The organism is Blautia wexlerae, from assembly GCF_013300825.1.
Lineage (GTDB): Bacteria > Bacillota > Clostridia > Lachnospirales > Lachnospiraceae > Blautia_A > Blautia_A wexlerae_B.
In genome coordinates this window covers 1-15673 of record NZ_JAAIMY010000034.1, presented here as the reverse complement: position 1 = coordinate 15673, position 15673 = coordinate 1, and the positions used below count along the sequence as shown (strand labels likewise).

Here is a 15673-nt window from a genome sequence, read left to right as displayed (position 1 = left end):
TGTCATTTCTATGAAACCGTGCCAAATGTTTCCAACGGCCATATGCTGAATACAATCTTGCCGACAATCTGTTCCTCTGCCACGGGACCTACGGCTGTATTTCGGCTGTCCACAGATGTGGAACGGTGGTCTCCCATTACGAAATAACGTCCGTCCGGTACCTGATAGGGAAGCTTGATGTTGCAGTCTCCCAGAGCTTTCTCTCCTTCTCTCAGGTATGGCTCATCCAGAAGCTTATCGTCTACATAGACGTTTCCGTCTTCGTCAATATTGACCCAGCTTCCCGGTCCTGCGATGAGACGCTTCACCAGGATCTTGTTGTTATAATAGAAGGCAATTACATCGCCCTGTCTGAATTCCGAACCTTTCAGTGAAACTACGATCTGACCTTCCCGCAGTGTGGGGGTCATGGAGCTTCCGTAGATCTGAAGCACCGGCAGGAGCAGTACAGCGATCAGAACTGCCGCAGCCGCCACTGTGATCAGTGTGTAAATGGTGTTTCTGAGTACCTGGAAATACCGTTTCTGATATTTCTTACGGTTTACTTCCTTTTCCAGCAGTTCCACCGAAGGCATAGAAGTGATCTCTCTTCTCTTCTTATTCTGCTTCATTCTCTGTCTCTCCGTTCTGTGAAATCTCCGACCGGATTCGGATATTCTCCAGATACTGGTCTGCTGCCTGCTGTGCAGCTTCGAATACTTTATTCAGTTTCAGTGACGCTTCTGCGATGGAACCTGCTTCCTGTTCCATGATCCTGCGGTCACTGAGCTGGTTCTTAACTGTCTCCAGTTCTTTCTGAAGTCTCTCTACTTCTCTGCTCTGTTCCAGAAGCATTTCCAGTAAATCCATACGGCTTAAACGCCGTAATTCCTTTTCCGTCATTGCTGTATAGTCCTTCCTGTCATTTCCCATGTAACAAAAGCATTACAGAATTTTAATTTTTTTGAAATAAAAAAAAGTTGCAATTATCCCCCTTAAGAAATAATTGCAACCGAACTACCTTTTTCACTGAGTATGCCATCCTTCAGGCTTACTCTTTACGTTCCTTAAGGCTCCTAGCTTTGCGCCCCTGACTCTCATCAGGTTTGCCCCTCATATTTCCTATATTTTACCATATACTGTTTTACCCGTCCAGATTTTTTGTCTTGTCTATTTGAACAATTTTTTTCTTCACTTTGACGAAATTTTTCGTTAAATATATTACATTTCGTCTTTATTGTGAAAGATGAACAGCAGAAGTATGCACAGCCTGTCCGTGGATATCTGTCCCTCTGTATATCCTATGCAGCACGCACAAAAAAAAGACCGCAATTATTCATATTCTGAAATAATTGCGGTCAAAACTTTCCTTAAAAAGTCCCTGATCCTCAAAATATTTTGCCGGTGTTTTATGAGAGTTCCAGCTTACCGGTATATAGCTGATAATAAGTTCCCTTTAACTTAATCAGGTCTTCGTGGTCGCCTCGCTCTATGATCTTGCCGTGGTCCAGTACGATGATTGCATCGCTGTTGCGGATAGTGGAGAGTCGATGAGCGATTACGAATACGGTACGGCCTTTCATCAGGTTATCCATACCTTTCTGTACGATGCTCTCTGTACGGGTATCGATACTTGAGGTTGCTTCATCCAGGATCAGTACCGGCGGGTTGGCTACTGCTGCCCTGGCAATGGACAGAAGCTGGCGCTGTCCCTGGGACAGTTCTTCGCCGTCTCCGCTTAACATGGTATCATAACCCTTTGGAAGCATCTTGATGAACTGGTCAGCATGAGCCAGTCTTGCTGCCTCATATACTTCCTCATCTGTGGCATCCAGTTTTCCGTAGCGGATATTTTCCCGGATGGTTCCTGTGAACAGGTGGGTATCCTGAAGTACGATTCCCAGTGAATGTCTCAGGTCATCCTTTTTGATCTTGGTGATATTGATTCCGTCATAGCGGATCTTACCCTCCTGAATATCGTAAAAACGGTTGATCAGGTTGGTGATAGTTGTTTTTCCAGCACCTGTGGAGCCTACGAAAGCCAGCTTCTGACCGGGCTTTGCAAAGAGGCTGATATCCTGAAGGATTACTTTATCCGGGTTATAGCCGAAAGTTACATCCTCGAAGCGGACATCTCCTGTAAGTTCTGTATAGGTTACAGAGCCGTCTGCAGAATGAGGATGCTTCCATGCCCACATGCCGGTTCTTTCTTTGCATTCTGTAATATTTCCCTGGGCATCTTTTTTCGCATTAACAAGCTCTACATAACCTTCATCTTCTTCCGGCTTCTCATCGATCAGGTTGAAGATTCGTTCAGCACCTGCAAGCGCCATGACAATGGCATTGAACTGCTGTGCCACCTGCATGAAGGGCTGGGTAAAGCTCTTTGTGAACTGCAGATAGGAAGCCATAACACCCAGAGTGATGCCGCCTACTCCTGCTACAGAGAGAAGTCCTCCCAGAACTGCTGTGAGCACGAACTGTAAGTTACCGATGTTTCCAATCACAGGACCCATCATGTTGGCATATTTGTTGGCGTTGGCGGAGCTTTCAAAGAGAGCTTCGTTCAGACGGTCAAATTCCTGTTCGGATTTTGCTTCATGGTTAAATACCTTAACTACCCTCTGACCGTTCATACGCTCTTCCACAAATCCGGTCACATCTGCCAGAGATACCTGCTGTTTGATGAAATACTTACCGCTGTTTGCCCCGATCTTGCCGGTCACTGCCAGCATAATGAAGATAACCGCCACAGCCAGGATGGTCAGCAGGGGACTAAGCACCAGCATGGAGATAAAGGTTACGATAATGGTGAACAATGCCATCAGTCCCTGAGGGATTGCCTGGCTGATCATCTGTCTCAGTGTATCTGTATCATTGGTGTAGAGACTCATGATGGAGCCGTTGGTATTCTGGTCGAAGTAACGGATAGGCAGAGTCTGCATGTGCTCAAACATATCGTCACGGATGCGCTTGAGCACGCCCTGTCCGATGAATACCATCATTCTGCTGTAAATAAAGGTTGCGATCACCCCTACTGCGAAGATGCAGCCCAGAACTGCCATTGCCTTGTACAGTTCCGCATAATTGGGGTCTGTCTGTCCGATCAGCGGGATAATATAATCATCCAGCAGATATTTCAGGGACAGGGATACGGAAATGCTGGCTACTGCACTGAGAAAAATGCAGACAAATACCAGTATCAGCCGCAGCTTATAGGTTTCGGTTATATATTTCAGAAGTCTTTTGGCAGTTTTGATGGTGTTCTGGTCTACTTTTTTCTTCTTATTCATCTTCTCCGCCTCCTTTGACCTGTGATTCATATACTTCTCTGTAAATCTCATTTGTTTTCAGTAATTCTTCGGAGGTTCCTACTCCTGCGATCTTACCGTCATCCAGTACAATGATCTGATCTGCGTCTTCAATAGAAGAAACTCGCTGTGCAATGATCAGCTTGGTGGTATCCGGGATTTCCTCGCGGAAAGCCTTACGGATCAGGGCATCTGTCCTGGTATCTACCGCACTGGTGGAATCATCCAGAATCAGGATCTTTGGCTTCTTCAGCAGGGCTCTGGCAATACACAGACGCTGCTTCTGTCCACCGGATACGTTGTTTCCGCCCTGGACGATCATGGTGTTGTAGCCATCCGGAAATTCATTGATGAATCCGTCTGCCTGTGCCAGGCGGCAGACTCTCTGAACCTCCTCGTCACTGGCATGCTCATCACCCCAGCGGATGTTTTCATAAATGCTGCCTGAGAAAAGTACGTTCTTCTGGAGAACCATGGATACCTGGTCACGGAGCGCTTCCAGATTGTACTCTCGCACATCAACGCCTCCTACCTTTACACTTCCTCCTGTAACATCATAAAGTCTGGGGATCATCTGTACCAGTGTAGACTTGGCGCTTCCGGTGCCGCCGATGATTCCTACGGTCTGGCCTGATTTAATATGAAGGTCAATATCCTTCAGGGAAAGGTTGCCACCTTCTCCTCCGTAGCTGAAGTCCACATGGTCGAAGTCTATGGATCCGTCTGCCACATTTTTCACTGCATCAGCCTGATCCTGCATTTCCGGAACCTCATCCAGCACTCCTACGATTCGGTCTGTGGATGCCTCAGCGATCATGATCATAACAAATACGAAAGTTACCATCATCAGGGAGCCGATGATCTGCAGGGCATAGACGATTACACTGGTAAGCTCTCCTACCTCCATGGTACCACCTACGATGGATCTGCCGCCGATAGCTACCAGAATCAGCACTACTGTATACATGGTAAACTGCATAACCGGGGCATTCCATGCCACGATCTTCTCTGCTTTGGTGAAAAGATTATAGACATATCTGGAAATCCCATGGAATTTTTCAATCTCATAGTCCTCACGTACGAAAGCCTTTACCACACGGGAGGCGTTTACATTTTCCTGTACGGAGTTGTTCAGCACATCATACTCATCAAATACTTTGATAAAATGAGGGTGGGCTGCCTTTGCAATAAAAATCAGAGTTCCACCCAGAAATGGTATGGCAATGAGGAAAAGTATCGATGCCGGTTTGCTGATGGTCAGTGTCATGATCCATGACAGAATGATCATAAACGGTGCCCTGGCCAGCAGACGGATACTCATCATATATGCCTGCTGCACGTTGGTAATGTCTGTGGTCATTCGTGTAACCAGTCCTGAGGTGGAAAAATGGTCGATATTTTTGAAGGAAAAATCCTGTACCTTGTAGAAAATATCATGTCTCAGGTTTTTGGCATAGCCTGCTGCTGCGTAGGCTGCCATATTACCGGCCTGTACGCCGAAAAACAGTGCAAGCATTGCCATCACAACCAGAATGATTCCTCTCTGTATGATGTAGCTCAGATTACCCTGGGCGATACCGATATCAATGATCTTGGCCATCTCCAGGGGGATCAGAACTTCCATCAGAACCTCCAGGATTACCAGAAGCGGTGCCAGAATGGACTGCTTTTTGTATTCCCGGACGGAACGTAAAAGTTTTTTGTTCATCTTTGTTGATGTCCTCCTTGTATTTTATTTTTTGTAATTGCTGTCTTTTTTATTGCACATTTTCTTTCTGTTTGCACACATCTGCCACAGAACCTGTTTGCACAGCTCCACATCCTCTTTCGGGATGCCCCGGATCATTGCTGCTTCGTCCTCTTCAATACTGTGAAGGATAGGCTGGCGCAGGGATTCTGCCTTTTCTGTGGGAAGGATCCGTTTCAGGCGGGCATCCTGCTTCGCACATTCTCTGTAAATGTATCCGTTTTTCTCCATTAGCTGCAGGATTCCTGTTACTGTAGGTTTTCTGATCTGGAATTCCTCTTCAATATCTTTCTGGTAAAGATCTCTGTGTATGGTTTCCAGAAGGATAAATTTCAGCACATGCTTCTGCATAGATGTCAGATCTTTATTCTCTATCATTTCCGCCGGATTATGACGTCTCATGGAATGGGATAAAATACGGATCAGACGGCCTACGTGCATATTGTTCAGTTTCTGCCTGGTTTCCTCGTCTATTATGTTCACCTCCCGGATTTTGCCACATGGTTAGGATGCAATCTGTTAGCTTCCTAACTATTATAGGGAGTTGTTTTTTTATTGTCAATACATATTTTTTAACCGAATCAGGTAAGTCCCCTGCGGAGGTTGCGAATATCCGTCTGACTCCATTCTCAGTAATATTCGCCTGATATACAGAACCTTCGTATCTGTACATAAATAACAGTAACTTGCAAGGCTCTTCAGAATATGTTAAGATATTTTCGTCAAATAAAGCGGTAAAGAATATCTACGAATAAAGATGTTTTTCACAAAGGAGGATTCTATCATGTATATCACTTGTCTTGATGTAGAGGGCGTTCTGGTGCCTGAGATCTGGATCGCATTTGCAGAGGCCAGCGGCATTCCGGAGCTGAAAAAAACTACCCGCGATGAGCCAGATTATGATAAGCTGATGAACTGGAGACTTGGGATTCTGAAGGAGCATGGTCTTGGACTGAAAGAGATTCAGGAGGTTATCGCAAAGATCGATCCCCTTCCGGGTGCCAGGGAATTTCTGGATGAGCTTCGTTCTTTCTCTCAGGTAATCCTGATCAGCGATACTTTCACACAGTTCGCAGCACCCCTCATGGAGAAGCTTGGAAGACCGACTCTGTTCTGCAATACACTTGAAGTTGCAGACAACGGTGAGATCACAGGCTTTAAGATGAGAGTGGAACAGTCCAAGTTAACTACTGTAAAGGCGCTGCAGTCTATCGGATTCGATACCATTGCAAGCGGTGATTCCTACAATGACCTGGGTATGATCCAGGCAAGCAAGGCAGGATTCCTGTTCCGCAGCACAGACAAGATTAAAGCAGATTATCCGGAGATTCCGGCATACGAGGAATATGATGAGCTGCTGGCAGCAATCAGAAACGCTATGAAATAGTCTTATAAAAAAACCACCATGCAGGTCAGGCTGTTCCTGTATGATGGTTTTTTATTTTGTGATTCCATTACTGTTATTATTCTGTTATGCCATATTATGACAGTTCAAAAGCCTTTTTTATACTGTCATAATGAAGGAATTTTCCCTCTGCTGCAAAGGCTTTGATCTCATCAACAGTGGCAAACATATATCCGTCCGTCTCTTCTGTCTGCAGATGCAGGTCGCTTTCATCAATGTCCATAACGAAACGATACACATCCACAAAGTAGTTATCTCCCTCACCCGGATTCTCACGCTTATAGGTAAACAGATATCCGCCTTCTGCATTCCGCACATCCAGTCCTGTTTCCTCTTTTACTTCGCGCAAAACCGCTTCATAAGATTCCTCACCAGCCTGGGCTGCACCTCCGGATACTTCCCACCAGCCTGGTGCCCATGCCTTGGTCATCACACGTTTGGTGATCAGGAATGTACCATCCGGTCTGCCGATGACACCCAGTACGGTTAAGTGATACTCTCCGTCCTTCAGACACCAGTCGTTTCTTTTCATTGTGCGTCCTGTTGGTTTTTTATTTTCATCATAAATATCCCAGAATTCCATTATTAATATCTCCCTGTAAAATTACTGTCTGACTGTAGCTTTATACATAATATCATCTTGCCGTTCTTATTGCAAATATATATATCATAGATTCTCTGTATTATCAGGTCTGTTGTTACTGTCCTGTTTACCGTATTTTTATCCGAAAAGCAGGTTTTTCTCCACAAAATAGGTCTCTATACATTGAAATCTGCCCCATTTTTAAGTATAATTGCACTAAAGCGTGCATACAACCCACGCACTAATTTGCGGTTATTCTGTTACATCTTTCTGATTCAGACTTCAACAACATTAAGTCCGCTTTCGGATAAATGTACCTGGAATCGCATCTATTCTAAAGGAGGAATATTATTATGGCAACATGGAAAAATCTCGACACTCTTGCTTCTTACAGCAAACTTGCCGAACTGAAAGGTCATGTAGATATCGCAGATGCCATGGCAGGCGAGAAAGGTGCTGAACGTGTGAAGAAATACAGCACACCTATGGCAGCCGGATTAACTTACAACTACGCTGCAAAGCAGGTTGATGAGACTGTTCTGGATGCACTTGCAAAGCTGGCAGACGAGGCTGAACTTATTGAGAAATTCCAGGAGTTATACAACGGTGCAGTGATCAACACCGGTGAGAAACGTATGGTACTTCACCACCTTGCACGTAAACAGCAGGGCGATGCTGTAGTGGTAGATGGCGTTGACAAACGTGAATTCTACGTTGCACAGCAGAAGAAAGCTGCAGACTTCGCAAACAAGGTTCATGCAGGCGAGATCACCAATGAGAATGGTGAGAAATTCACATCTGTAGTTCAGATTGGTATCGGCGGAAGTGACTTAGGTCCACGCGCATTATATATTGCTCTTGAGAACTGGGCAAAAGCAAACAACACATTTAAGATGGAAGCGAAATTCATCAGTAACGTAGATCCTGATGATGCAGCCGCTGTTCTTGCTTCTGTAGATCTTGCTCATTCCCTTTTTATCGTTGTATCCAAATCCGGTACAACCCTTGAAACTCTGACAAACGAAGCTTTCGTAAAGAATGCTCTGGTAAAAGCAGGATTAAACCCATCCAAACACATGCTTGCTGTAACAAGTGAGACTTCTCCTCTGGCAAAGAGCGAAGATTACCTGACAGCCATCTTCATGGATGACTATATCGGCGGACGTTACTCTTCTGTTTCCGGTGTAGGCGGAGCAATCCTTTCTCTGGCATTTGGTCCTGAAGTATTTGCCCAGATCCTTGAGGGAGCTGCAGCAGAGGATACTCTTGCCACAAATAAGAACATTCTTGAGAACCCGGATATGCTGGATGCACTGATCGGTGTTTATGAGAGAAACGTACAGGGATATCCTGCTACAGCAGTTCTTCCGTACTCTCAGGCATTAAGCCGTTTCCCTGCACACTTACAGCAGTGTGATATGGAATCCAACGGTAAATCCGTTAACCGTTTCGGTGAACCTGTAGACTATGTAACAGGACCTGTTATCTTCGGTGAACCAGGTACTAACGGACAGCATTCCTTCTATCAGTTATTACATCAGGGAACTGACATCGTTCCGCTTCAGTTCATCGGCTTCAAGAAGAGTCAGCTTGGTGTAGACGTGGATATCGAGAACAGCACAAGCCAGCAGAAGCTCTGCGCAAACGTTGCAGCTCAGATCGTAGCTTTTGCATGTGGTAAAAAAGATGAGAACCTGAACAAGAACTTCAAGGGCGGACGTCCTTCCAGCATCATCACAGGTGAGGAACTGACTCCTGCATCTTTGGGTGCATTACTTGCTCACTTCGAGAACAAGATCATGTTCCAGGGATTCGTATGGAACTTAAACAGCTTCGATCAGGAAGGTGTTCAGCTTGGTAAAGTCCTTGCAAAACGCGTTCTTGCACACGACACTGACGGAGCGCTTAAAGTTTACAGTGACCTGCTGAATATCTGATTTAAGTCAGATAGATAAAATCCACCGGATAACTGCTTTGCAGTTTATTTGGAAGAATCTTACACTCCTCTTAAATAACACTTTAAGAGGAGTGACATAAAAACAATTATAAAAAAATCATCATACAGAACTCCGATAAGTGCTATCCGGAAGTTCCTTATGATGATTTTCTTTTTTACGCTGTGAGAACACAGCATTATCTGTTCTCTTCTATAGCAATTCCATAAAATAATGCAATCAAGACAGTTCAGCAGAGTGCGAAGGACAAGGAAGATATCTGCAGGCGTGCTGACGCACGGCAAAGATATCTGACGCAGGACTTCACGCTATGATGGACTGGATTGTTTGCAGTAATTTATGGAATCGCTATAACCTCTTAACAAACTCTGTCATCGGCAATGGTCTGGAATAATAGAATCCCTGAATATTGTCACATTCCATCTCTTTTAGAAGTTTAACCTGATCTGCAATCTCCACACCTTCTGCAACCACCTTCATGCCAAGTCCGTGTGCCAGAATGATCATCTGCTGCACGACCATTTTCCCCTTGCACTGGTGAATACAGTCGATCAGGCTCTTATCAATCTTCAGTGTATTAAACGGTAATTCACTTAATGTGATCAGTGAAGAATATCCTGAACCAAAGTCATCCATATGCAGCTCAAATCCTGCATTTACCAGTTCTTCCGTAAAATTCTTAATGGTCACATTATTCAGAGTAGCAGTTTCTGTCAGTTCAACAGGCACACAGGAAAATGGAATCCCGTTCTCCTCTACGATCTTCACATAGCGTTCAACAACACCGGAATGATGGATACTTGTACGTGACAGGTTTACTGAAATCGGAATCAGCTCCTGCCCCTTCTCCATCAGTCCACGCTGAAATTCACAGACATACCGGAATATGTACTCATCCAGCTTTACGATCAGTCCGTCTTTTTCATATAATGGAATAAAATCTCCGGGCATTACCATGGAACCGTCCGGGTTGATCCAGCGCACCAATGATTCGGCTCCTGTGATCTTCTCTGTTTTTACATCATACTTCGGCTGGAAATATGCCACAAATTCCTTATTTCTGATTGCAGATTCAAATCTGTTCTCCAGCGAACGGTCCTGCATCTGCTTCTGTTTCATTTTCTCTGTATAATAGGCAATGTTGCACTCATAGTTATCGCGGATACTTCTGATTGCCATAAATCCTCTGTCACAGATTACAGAAACGGGTAAGGATTTATCAAGATCCTGATAAACTCCATATTTGACCATAAGATTGGGGATTGGCGCATTCTCTGCAATCTCTTCTTCTATCTTGGCCATCGCTTCCGGTGACAGATCGTAGTCATCACAGGTCAGGCATACGAACTGGTCACTTCCGTATCTGGACACCAGACCTGTTTTCAGCATCTCTGTGTAAGCTCCTGCCAGATAGCAGAGGATTTCATCTCCTACTTTTTCCCCGTAACTGCTGTTGATCAGTTTGAAATCCCTGATATCAGCAATTATAAGATGAAATTTCTCCCCATGCCTGGTTTTCAGAAAAGATTTTGCATGGTAGAAAAACGCCTGTCTGGTATAAACTCCGGTGAGCTCATCATGTTCTACTGCAGTCAGTGCCATTACGGACTCCCTCAGTTTGATCACACTGTTGATCCTGCCCATTACGATCTTAAAGTTGTAGGGCTTCGGAATAAAATCAACTGCACCGAGATCCAGGCATTGAAGTTCTGCATCTTTGGAATGGCTTCCGGTCATAACGATAACCGGTATGGTTGACAGAAATTTATCTGTATTTCTGCGTCTCAGGAATTCAAATCCATCACATACAGGCATACAAATATCCAGCAGTACTACTGACAATTCTCTGTAATGCTCAGAAAGAAGTTTAAGTCCCTCTTCTCCGTTCTCTGCTGAAAAAACATCAAATTTCTCTTCCAGAAAAGAAACGAGAAGCTCTCGGTTTAATTCGTTATCTTCTACTACCAGGACTTTTCTTTTGAACGATGTTTCCCCTGGTTCCAACAGTTTAATATTGTCAGATTCTTTTCTCATATCTCTCCTGTATCCCCCCACACACATTTAAAAAAAATAAAAACACCTCTGGGTATTCTACACCGGAGATGCTTGAATCAACTATGGTAACCGGCCTGTCATTGTAACGCAACTGTAACTGTTCAGCAATTGTGGGAATACATCATACCTAAACGTTACAGACATACCTGATTTCTACGTATTACGACTCTTTGATTTTACCTTATTTTGTCAAATCTTGCAAGTCATATTCTGAAGTTACCATGATTTTATTATAGAAATTGTTACTGTTCACTCCGTTCACAGTAACTCTGCCGATTCCGGAATAAAGGAATAAAACGGGCTGCCGGTTTTAATGATTCCCGGGCAGCCCTTTACTCAAACTTCTGTACATTTATAAATTTTCTGCTTTTTCTTTTCTGAGCAGCTCTGTATATTCTGCTTCCCTCATAGGTCTGGCATAGAAATATCCCTGAGCCTTGTTACAGCCGAACCCCTGAAGCATTACCTTCTGCTGTTCGGTCTCCACACCTTCCGCAATGATGGAAAGCTTCATATGATTTCCCATAGTAATGATCATGTGCAGGATTTCTTCTGCTCTTCCATAAGGATCTGCTGCACTTAAGAAACGCATATCCAGTTTGATCTCATCAACAGGAGCTTCTTTCAGCATATTCAGGGAAGAATATCCACTTCCAAAATCATCCATCAGAATACGGAATCCTCCCTGGCGAAGCTTCTCCACAACTGAAAAGATCATTTCCGAGTCAGTGGCATACGCAGTTTCTGTTATCTCCAGTTCCAGATATTTTCTCGGAATCTGATAGCGTTCTGCTATTTCGCAAAGGGTCTGAAACAGGTTCGGATTATAGAACCCAACCCTGGACAGATTTACGGACACAGGATGCAGCGGAATACCCTCATCCATACATTTCTTCAGGAAAATACAGGTCTCTTCATAAATGTAGAGATCTACTTTTGCAATGTATCCGTTTTTCTCCAGTACAGGGATGAAGATTCCCGGAGGAAGCAGTCCCTTTTCCGGATGTTCCCAACGAACCAACGCTTCCGCTCCGATGACACGGTCAGTACACATATCATACTTGGGCTGAAAGAATGCCTTAAACTGCTTTTCCTTAAGGGCATCATCCAGCTCATTAATGATCATCTGCTCCTGGATCAGTTTCTTTCTGTGTGTATCATCATATACAGCAACCTGAATCATATGATTCTTCTTAATGCTATCCGCCGCCAGATGAGCCCGGTCACACATGATTCTCAGACTCTTTGATCTGTCTCGTATCTCATAAATCCCGGCAGAAATCTCTACTGTAGTCTTCAGATAATAATCTCTGATCCGATTACAGAAATGATTTATCTTTGCCTGTATCCTGTCCTCATTATCCAAAGTCAGAATTACAAAATGGTCTGCCTCATATCTGCTGCTGACAATATCTATCCTGCCAAAAATTTTCTCCAGCTCCAGACCGATAAACTTCAGAAACCCGTCACCTGCATCCTCTCCAAACAGATCATTGACAAGCTTAAAATTCTCAATATTGATATAGACAATTCTGGCATCTGCCTCCGAATGCTTCTCCAGAAATTCCCTGCCTCTCCGGTAAAATCCTTCTTTATTAAGAAGCCCGGTCAGTTCATCCGTCTCCATCCTGCAGCGATATGCTTCCTGCGCCGCAGCTTCCACCTGCATCTGTGTCCTGTGTCTGTTATTAACAATCACAAGTATAGTCAATGCCACCAGAAAAATCAGGATACATACGATCTGATATCTGTATTTCTCCATAAATTCCCATATGGAAAAAGATTTCAGCAGATTTATGGAATACTGCCTGATAATATTCTCCTCATCCTGACTGCTCAGGCTTCCGATGCTCTTATTGACTACAGAAACAAGATCGGAGTCTGTGTTGTCCCCGTATATCATACTGGTCTCTGCTTTGGTAAAAACAATTCCCGACAATGCAAGATCACGATACTTTTCATCCTGCAGATAATAAGATGCTGCGTAACTGTCCATAATAGCCATATCTGCCTTTTTATTTACCACCGCATCCAAAACTGTCCGGGGTGAATCACAGTAAATCGCTTTATATGGGAACTCCCCTTCCGGTCTCAGACTTTTATATTTCTCAAATATCCTGTTCATAGAGACAGTCAACGTCTCCAGAGTATTGATATCTTCTCCACGTTCTGCTACTATCTGAAATTCTCTCGTGAAAAATCCACTTGTAAGATGAACTTCAGGTTCATCGATCATTTCCTGACAGGCGGTAATTCCGGCTATAAAATCATACTTTCCACTCTGCGCAGCCTCTATAGGATCGGTATCCGGAGAAAGACTTTCAAACTCAAAAGGTATCCCGCTGATTTCACTGAATTTCTTCAGAAACGCTATATAGATTCCGTCCAGCTTTCCTGTTTCTTTATCTGTATATATCAGTGGCGGCTGATCACCAATGCATCCTATCTTTATGGGTGCGCTGACGCTTTTGACATATTCTGTCTCTTCCCGGGTCAGAAGAGGCTTTGAATTTCTGTTTTTGTCCATAACATACTGTTCTGTAAGATTTTCCGTAAGATCCGGCACTTCTGCTTTAAGCTGCTCAAGAGCATTGTTTACCGCACTCATGACCTCTGTATTTCCCTTTGTTGTCATGATATACATAGGTGCAGCCCCGAATTTATCCACAATCTTAAGTGAATCATGTTTGGATATACTTCCCGTCAAGATCATATCCACTTTCTTCTGCTTAAGAGCCTCTATCTGATCCTGTTCAGATTCATAGTACTTCTCCGGACAGTGAAAATTTTTCTCATCCTGACGCTGTTCAAACTCTTCATTCTGATAGCTGTCTCTCAGCAGACCTACTTTTTTGCCATTCATATGCTCATAATCCTGAAAATAAATATCTTCATTATCCTCAGATGTATACAGCACCGCCTGCTCTGTGCCAACAGGCATACAGGAGAAATCATAATCCTTCTCCCTGGCCTCTGTTTTCTGCGCATTGCAGATCAGGTCTACCTTTCCGGATTTCAGATCTGCCAGCTGATCTTCCCATGATTCATTGATATATTCATATCTCCAGCCGGTATACTGAGATATTTTATTCAGATATTCCACTCCATATCCCTTGTATACTCCACTGCTGCTTTTATTAATAAAGTCTGCGTCCTCACGATACGCCACCCGTATTATCTTTGTCCTGCCGTCCGACTGTGCCTGAACCGGAACGATCACTCCCAGAAGCAAGGTAAACAGCAGAACGAACAACATTACATTTCTCTTCTTACCACTCATCTATCGTACCTCTCTCCTGAGTGATTATAACATAATATTCTCCAAAAAGGTATCTTTATAATGCTCGCTCAAACACTTCCCTTACAGAATCCAGGTGTTACTTTTTAATCCCATTTCCGCCACAGACAATCGCATACAAACTAAAAACAAAATTTCCCTGATTGCTTCCGGCGGTAGCTCATATTTCTCTTTTCGCACCAATCCATCAATCGTTGCTCCGAGTCGAATATTTCTCAATACAAAATCTACAGCTTCTTTGATTTGTGTGTAGATTGGTCCTGTAAATTCTCTCTTATCAAGAAATACTGCACGATCTGTTCCTTTAAAATACAATCTGTCTTTCTGTAAAATAACACAAAAAGGATGTGCTGCGGTAACTTCTCCATTGCCTTGACACATCCTTTCGTATTATTATTTTTTTGCTATGCACTGTTCTTGTCTCTACTCACCTGACGTGTGCTGATGCTGCTGATCAAACATATAATGTTCCTTATTATAAGAAATATTAAGAACTTCCAGCTCCTCTGCAGTAATATTAGCGTATTTCATCTTCTGATATCTGTCGTAAAATGTGTATTTTCTTTCTTCCATGATTGTTCCTCCGATTTGTCGTTTTTGTTGATTTGTGACAAATCGAAAATCATGGATATCTGGCATAATACCTTCCTCTTCCCTGCATCTTGATATGCTCTTCCTTTCCAGCGTCTACCTGTTAAAAAGGAAGCTTTTTCAAATCTGCACCCTGTTTTGGGGTATAAGAAAGAATCCTGCCCGAAGGGCTTTGTTATATTATAGGAACATTACGTAGTAATTTCCTATAACATAAAAAAGATGTCAGGATTTCTCCTGACACCATAATGACTGAACCAACTTCGTGCCCAGTGGACACAAGGTTGGTTCATTATTCATTTCTTGGAATTATTAATTCTGTTAATAATATCATCCATTTTTTAACACTCATTTTTGCGTGTTGTTAAAGTGAGTTGCTTATTCTTCATTTTCTGCATTCACCAATTCTTTCTTGAGTTTCTTTTTCCCAGAAAGCATTTTATGTCCTGAATAAATAGCCATAACCATGCAAATCAAAGAACTAACTGCAAAATATTTATGACTTGATTTTATTCCTTTGTAGCCTGTGTAAAAAGTTCCTAGCATCGTTATCAATGCTCCGACAGACCAATATTCATGAGCTTTCATTTTACCATCTCCCCTTGTTTATTTAAATATGAAACTTTTGATGAAATATACAAACTGCAATTTATATAATTATCTCTCTAACTTTCCCCATTTTATAGGCTTTCCCGCCTGTCCATTAGTGAAATGATATGTAGTTTCCCTTATTTTTGCCCTTATGAGAT

13 protein-coding genes and 1 riboswitch are annotated in these 15673 nt (G+C 43.2%); of the genes, 2 read left to right on the top strand and 11 right to left on the bottom strand.

What is annotated here, in order from left to right; all coding sequences use genetic code 11:
- Positions 1 to 8: 8 nt before the first annotated feature.
- From lepB to G4417_RS14045, 5 genes are all read right to left on the bottom strand, one after another.
- A complete protein-coding gene (gene lepB / locus G4417_RS14065) occupies positions 9 to 611 on the bottom strand; it encodes a signal peptidase I (RefSeq protein ID WP_173683938.1) in 603 nt (200 codons plus the stop codon).
- Complete coding sequence (locus G4417_RS14060) at positions 598 to 849, bottom strand: hypothetical protein (protein WP_243872162.1); 252 nt, start codon at positions 847 to 849, stop codon at positions 598 to 600. Before G4417_RS14060 ends, lepB begins: the two co-directional genes overlap by 14 nt.
- 134 nt (positions 850 to 983) lie before the next feature.
- Positions 984 to 1100, bottom strand: a riboswitch (cyclic di-GMP riboswitch).
- A gap of 288 nt (positions 1101 to 1388) precedes the next feature.
- Entirely contained in the window at positions 1389 to 3272 is a 1884-nt protein-coding gene (locus G4417_RS14055; RefSeq protein WP_173683936.1) for an ABC transporter ATP-binding protein, read from the bottom strand.
- Complete coding sequence (locus G4417_RS14050) at positions 3265 to 4998, bottom strand: ABC transporter ATP-binding protein (protein ID WP_173683935.1); 1734 nt, start codon at positions 4996 to 4998, stop codon at positions 3265 to 3267. Before G4417_RS14050 ends, G4417_RS14055 begins: the two co-directional genes overlap by 8 nt.
- A gap of 24 nt (positions 4999 to 5022) precedes the next feature.
- Positions 5023 to 5520 (bottom strand): MarR family winged helix-turn-helix transcriptional regulator, encoded by a 498-nt coding sequence (locus G4417_RS14045; protein ID WP_330598736.1) that lies wholly within the window; start codon positions 5518 to 5520, stop codon positions 5023 to 5025.
- A 301-nt stretch (positions 5521 to 5821) separates the two neighbouring features.
- Here G4417_RS14045 and thrH point away from each other — a divergent pair, with 301 nt between their 5' ends.
- Complete coding sequence (gene thrH / locus G4417_RS14040; RefSeq protein ID WP_173683934.1) at positions 5822 to 6424, top strand: bifunctional phosphoserine phosphatase/homoserine phosphotransferase ThrH; 603 nt, start codon at positions 5822 to 5824, stop codon at positions 6422 to 6424.
- Between the two features lie 94 nt (positions 6425 to 6518).
- On the opposite strand, the gene G4417_RS14035 is transcribed toward thrH, so the two are convergent.
- Positions 6519 to 7025, bottom strand: coding sequence for an NUDIX hydrolase (locus tag G4417_RS14035; RefSeq protein ID WP_173683933.1), 507 nt, complete (start codon positions 7023 to 7025; stop codon positions 6519 to 6521).
- 353 nt (positions 7026 to 7378) lie between these two features.
- Here G4417_RS14035 and G4417_RS14030 point away from each other — a divergent pair, with 353 nt between their 5' ends.
- Entirely contained in the window at positions 7379 to 8962 is a 1584-nt protein-coding gene (locus G4417_RS14030) for a glucose-6-phosphate isomerase (protein ID WP_173683932.1), read from the top strand.
- Between the two features lie 366 nt (positions 8963 to 9328).
- Here G4417_RS14030 and G4417_RS14025 read toward each other — a convergent pair whose 3' ends face one another.
- The 5 genes from G4417_RS14025 to G4417_RS14005 form a co-directional block, all read right to left on the bottom strand.
- Entirely contained in the window at positions 9329 to 11014 is a 1686-nt protein-coding gene (locus G4417_RS14025; RefSeq protein ID WP_243872161.1) for an EAL domain-containing response regulator, read from the bottom strand.
- A gap of 373 nt (positions 11015 to 11387) precedes the next feature.
- Positions 11388 to 14315 (bottom strand): EAL domain-containing protein, encoded by a 2928-nt coding sequence (locus G4417_RS14020; RefSeq protein WP_173683930.1) that lies wholly within the window; start codon positions 14313 to 14315, stop codon positions 11388 to 11390.
- 81 nt (positions 14316 to 14396) lie between these two features.
- Positions 14397 to 14648, bottom strand: coding sequence for a hypothetical protein (locus G4417_RS14015; RefSeq protein WP_330598735.1), 252 nt, complete (start codon positions 14646 to 14648; stop codon positions 14397 to 14399).
- Positions 14649 to 14756: 108 nt separating this feature from the next.
- Entirely contained in the window at positions 14757 to 14906 is a 150-nt protein-coding gene (locus tag G4417_RS14010) for a hypothetical protein (protein ID WP_173683929.1), read from the bottom strand.
- A 396-nt stretch (positions 14907 to 15302) separates the two neighbouring features.
- Complete coding sequence (locus G4417_RS14005; protein ID WP_026650365.1) at positions 15303 to 15512, bottom strand: DUF6219 family protein; 210 nt, start codon at positions 15510 to 15512, stop codon at positions 15303 to 15305.
- Positions 15513 to 15673: the final 161 nt, after the last annotated feature.

Excerpts from the sequence above, each read along its gene's own strand:
- lepB (WP_173683938.1), bottom strand. The coding sequence starts at position 611 with ATGAAGCAGAATAAGAAGAGAAGAGAGATCACTTCTATGCCTTCGGTG.
- G4417_RS14060 (WP_243872162.1), bottom strand. The coding sequence starts at position 849 with ATGGATTTACTGGAAATGCTTCTGGAACAGAGCAGAGAAGTAGAGAGA.
- G4417_RS14055 (WP_173683936.1), bottom strand. The coding sequence starts at position 3,272 with ATGAATAAGAAGAAAAAAGTAGACCAGAACACCATCAAAACTGCCAAA.
- G4417_RS14050 (WP_173683935.1), bottom strand. The coding sequence starts at position 4,998 with ATGAACAAAAAACTTTTACGTTCCGTCCGGGAATACAAAAAGCAGTCC.
- thrH (WP_173683934.1), top strand. The coding sequence starts at position 5,822 with ATGTATATCACTTGTCTTGATGTAGAGGGCGTTCTGGTGCCTGAGATC.
- G4417_RS14035 (WP_173683933.1), bottom strand. The coding sequence starts at position 7,025 with ATGGAATTCTGGGATATTTATGATGAAAATAAAAAACCAACAGGACGC.
- G4417_RS14030 (WP_173683932.1), top strand. The coding sequence starts at position 7,379 with ATGGCAACATGGAAAAATCTCGACACTCTTGCTTCTTACAGCAAACTT.
- G4417_RS14025 (WP_243872161.1), bottom strand. The coding sequence starts at position 11,014 with ATGAGAAAAGAATCTGACAATATTAAACTGTTGGAACCAGGGGAAACA.
- G4417_RS14020 (WP_173683930.1), bottom strand. The coding sequence starts at position 14,315 with ATGAGTGGTAAGAAGAGAAATGTAATGTTGTTCGTTCTGCTGTTTACC.
- G4417_RS14010 (WP_173683929.1), bottom strand. The coding sequence starts at position 14,906 with ATGGAAGAAAGAAAATACACATTTTACGACAGATATCAGAAGATGAAA.
- G4417_RS14005 (WP_026650365.1), bottom strand. The coding sequence starts at position 15,512 with ATGAAAGCTCATGAATATTGGTCTGTCGGAGCATTGATAACGATGCTA.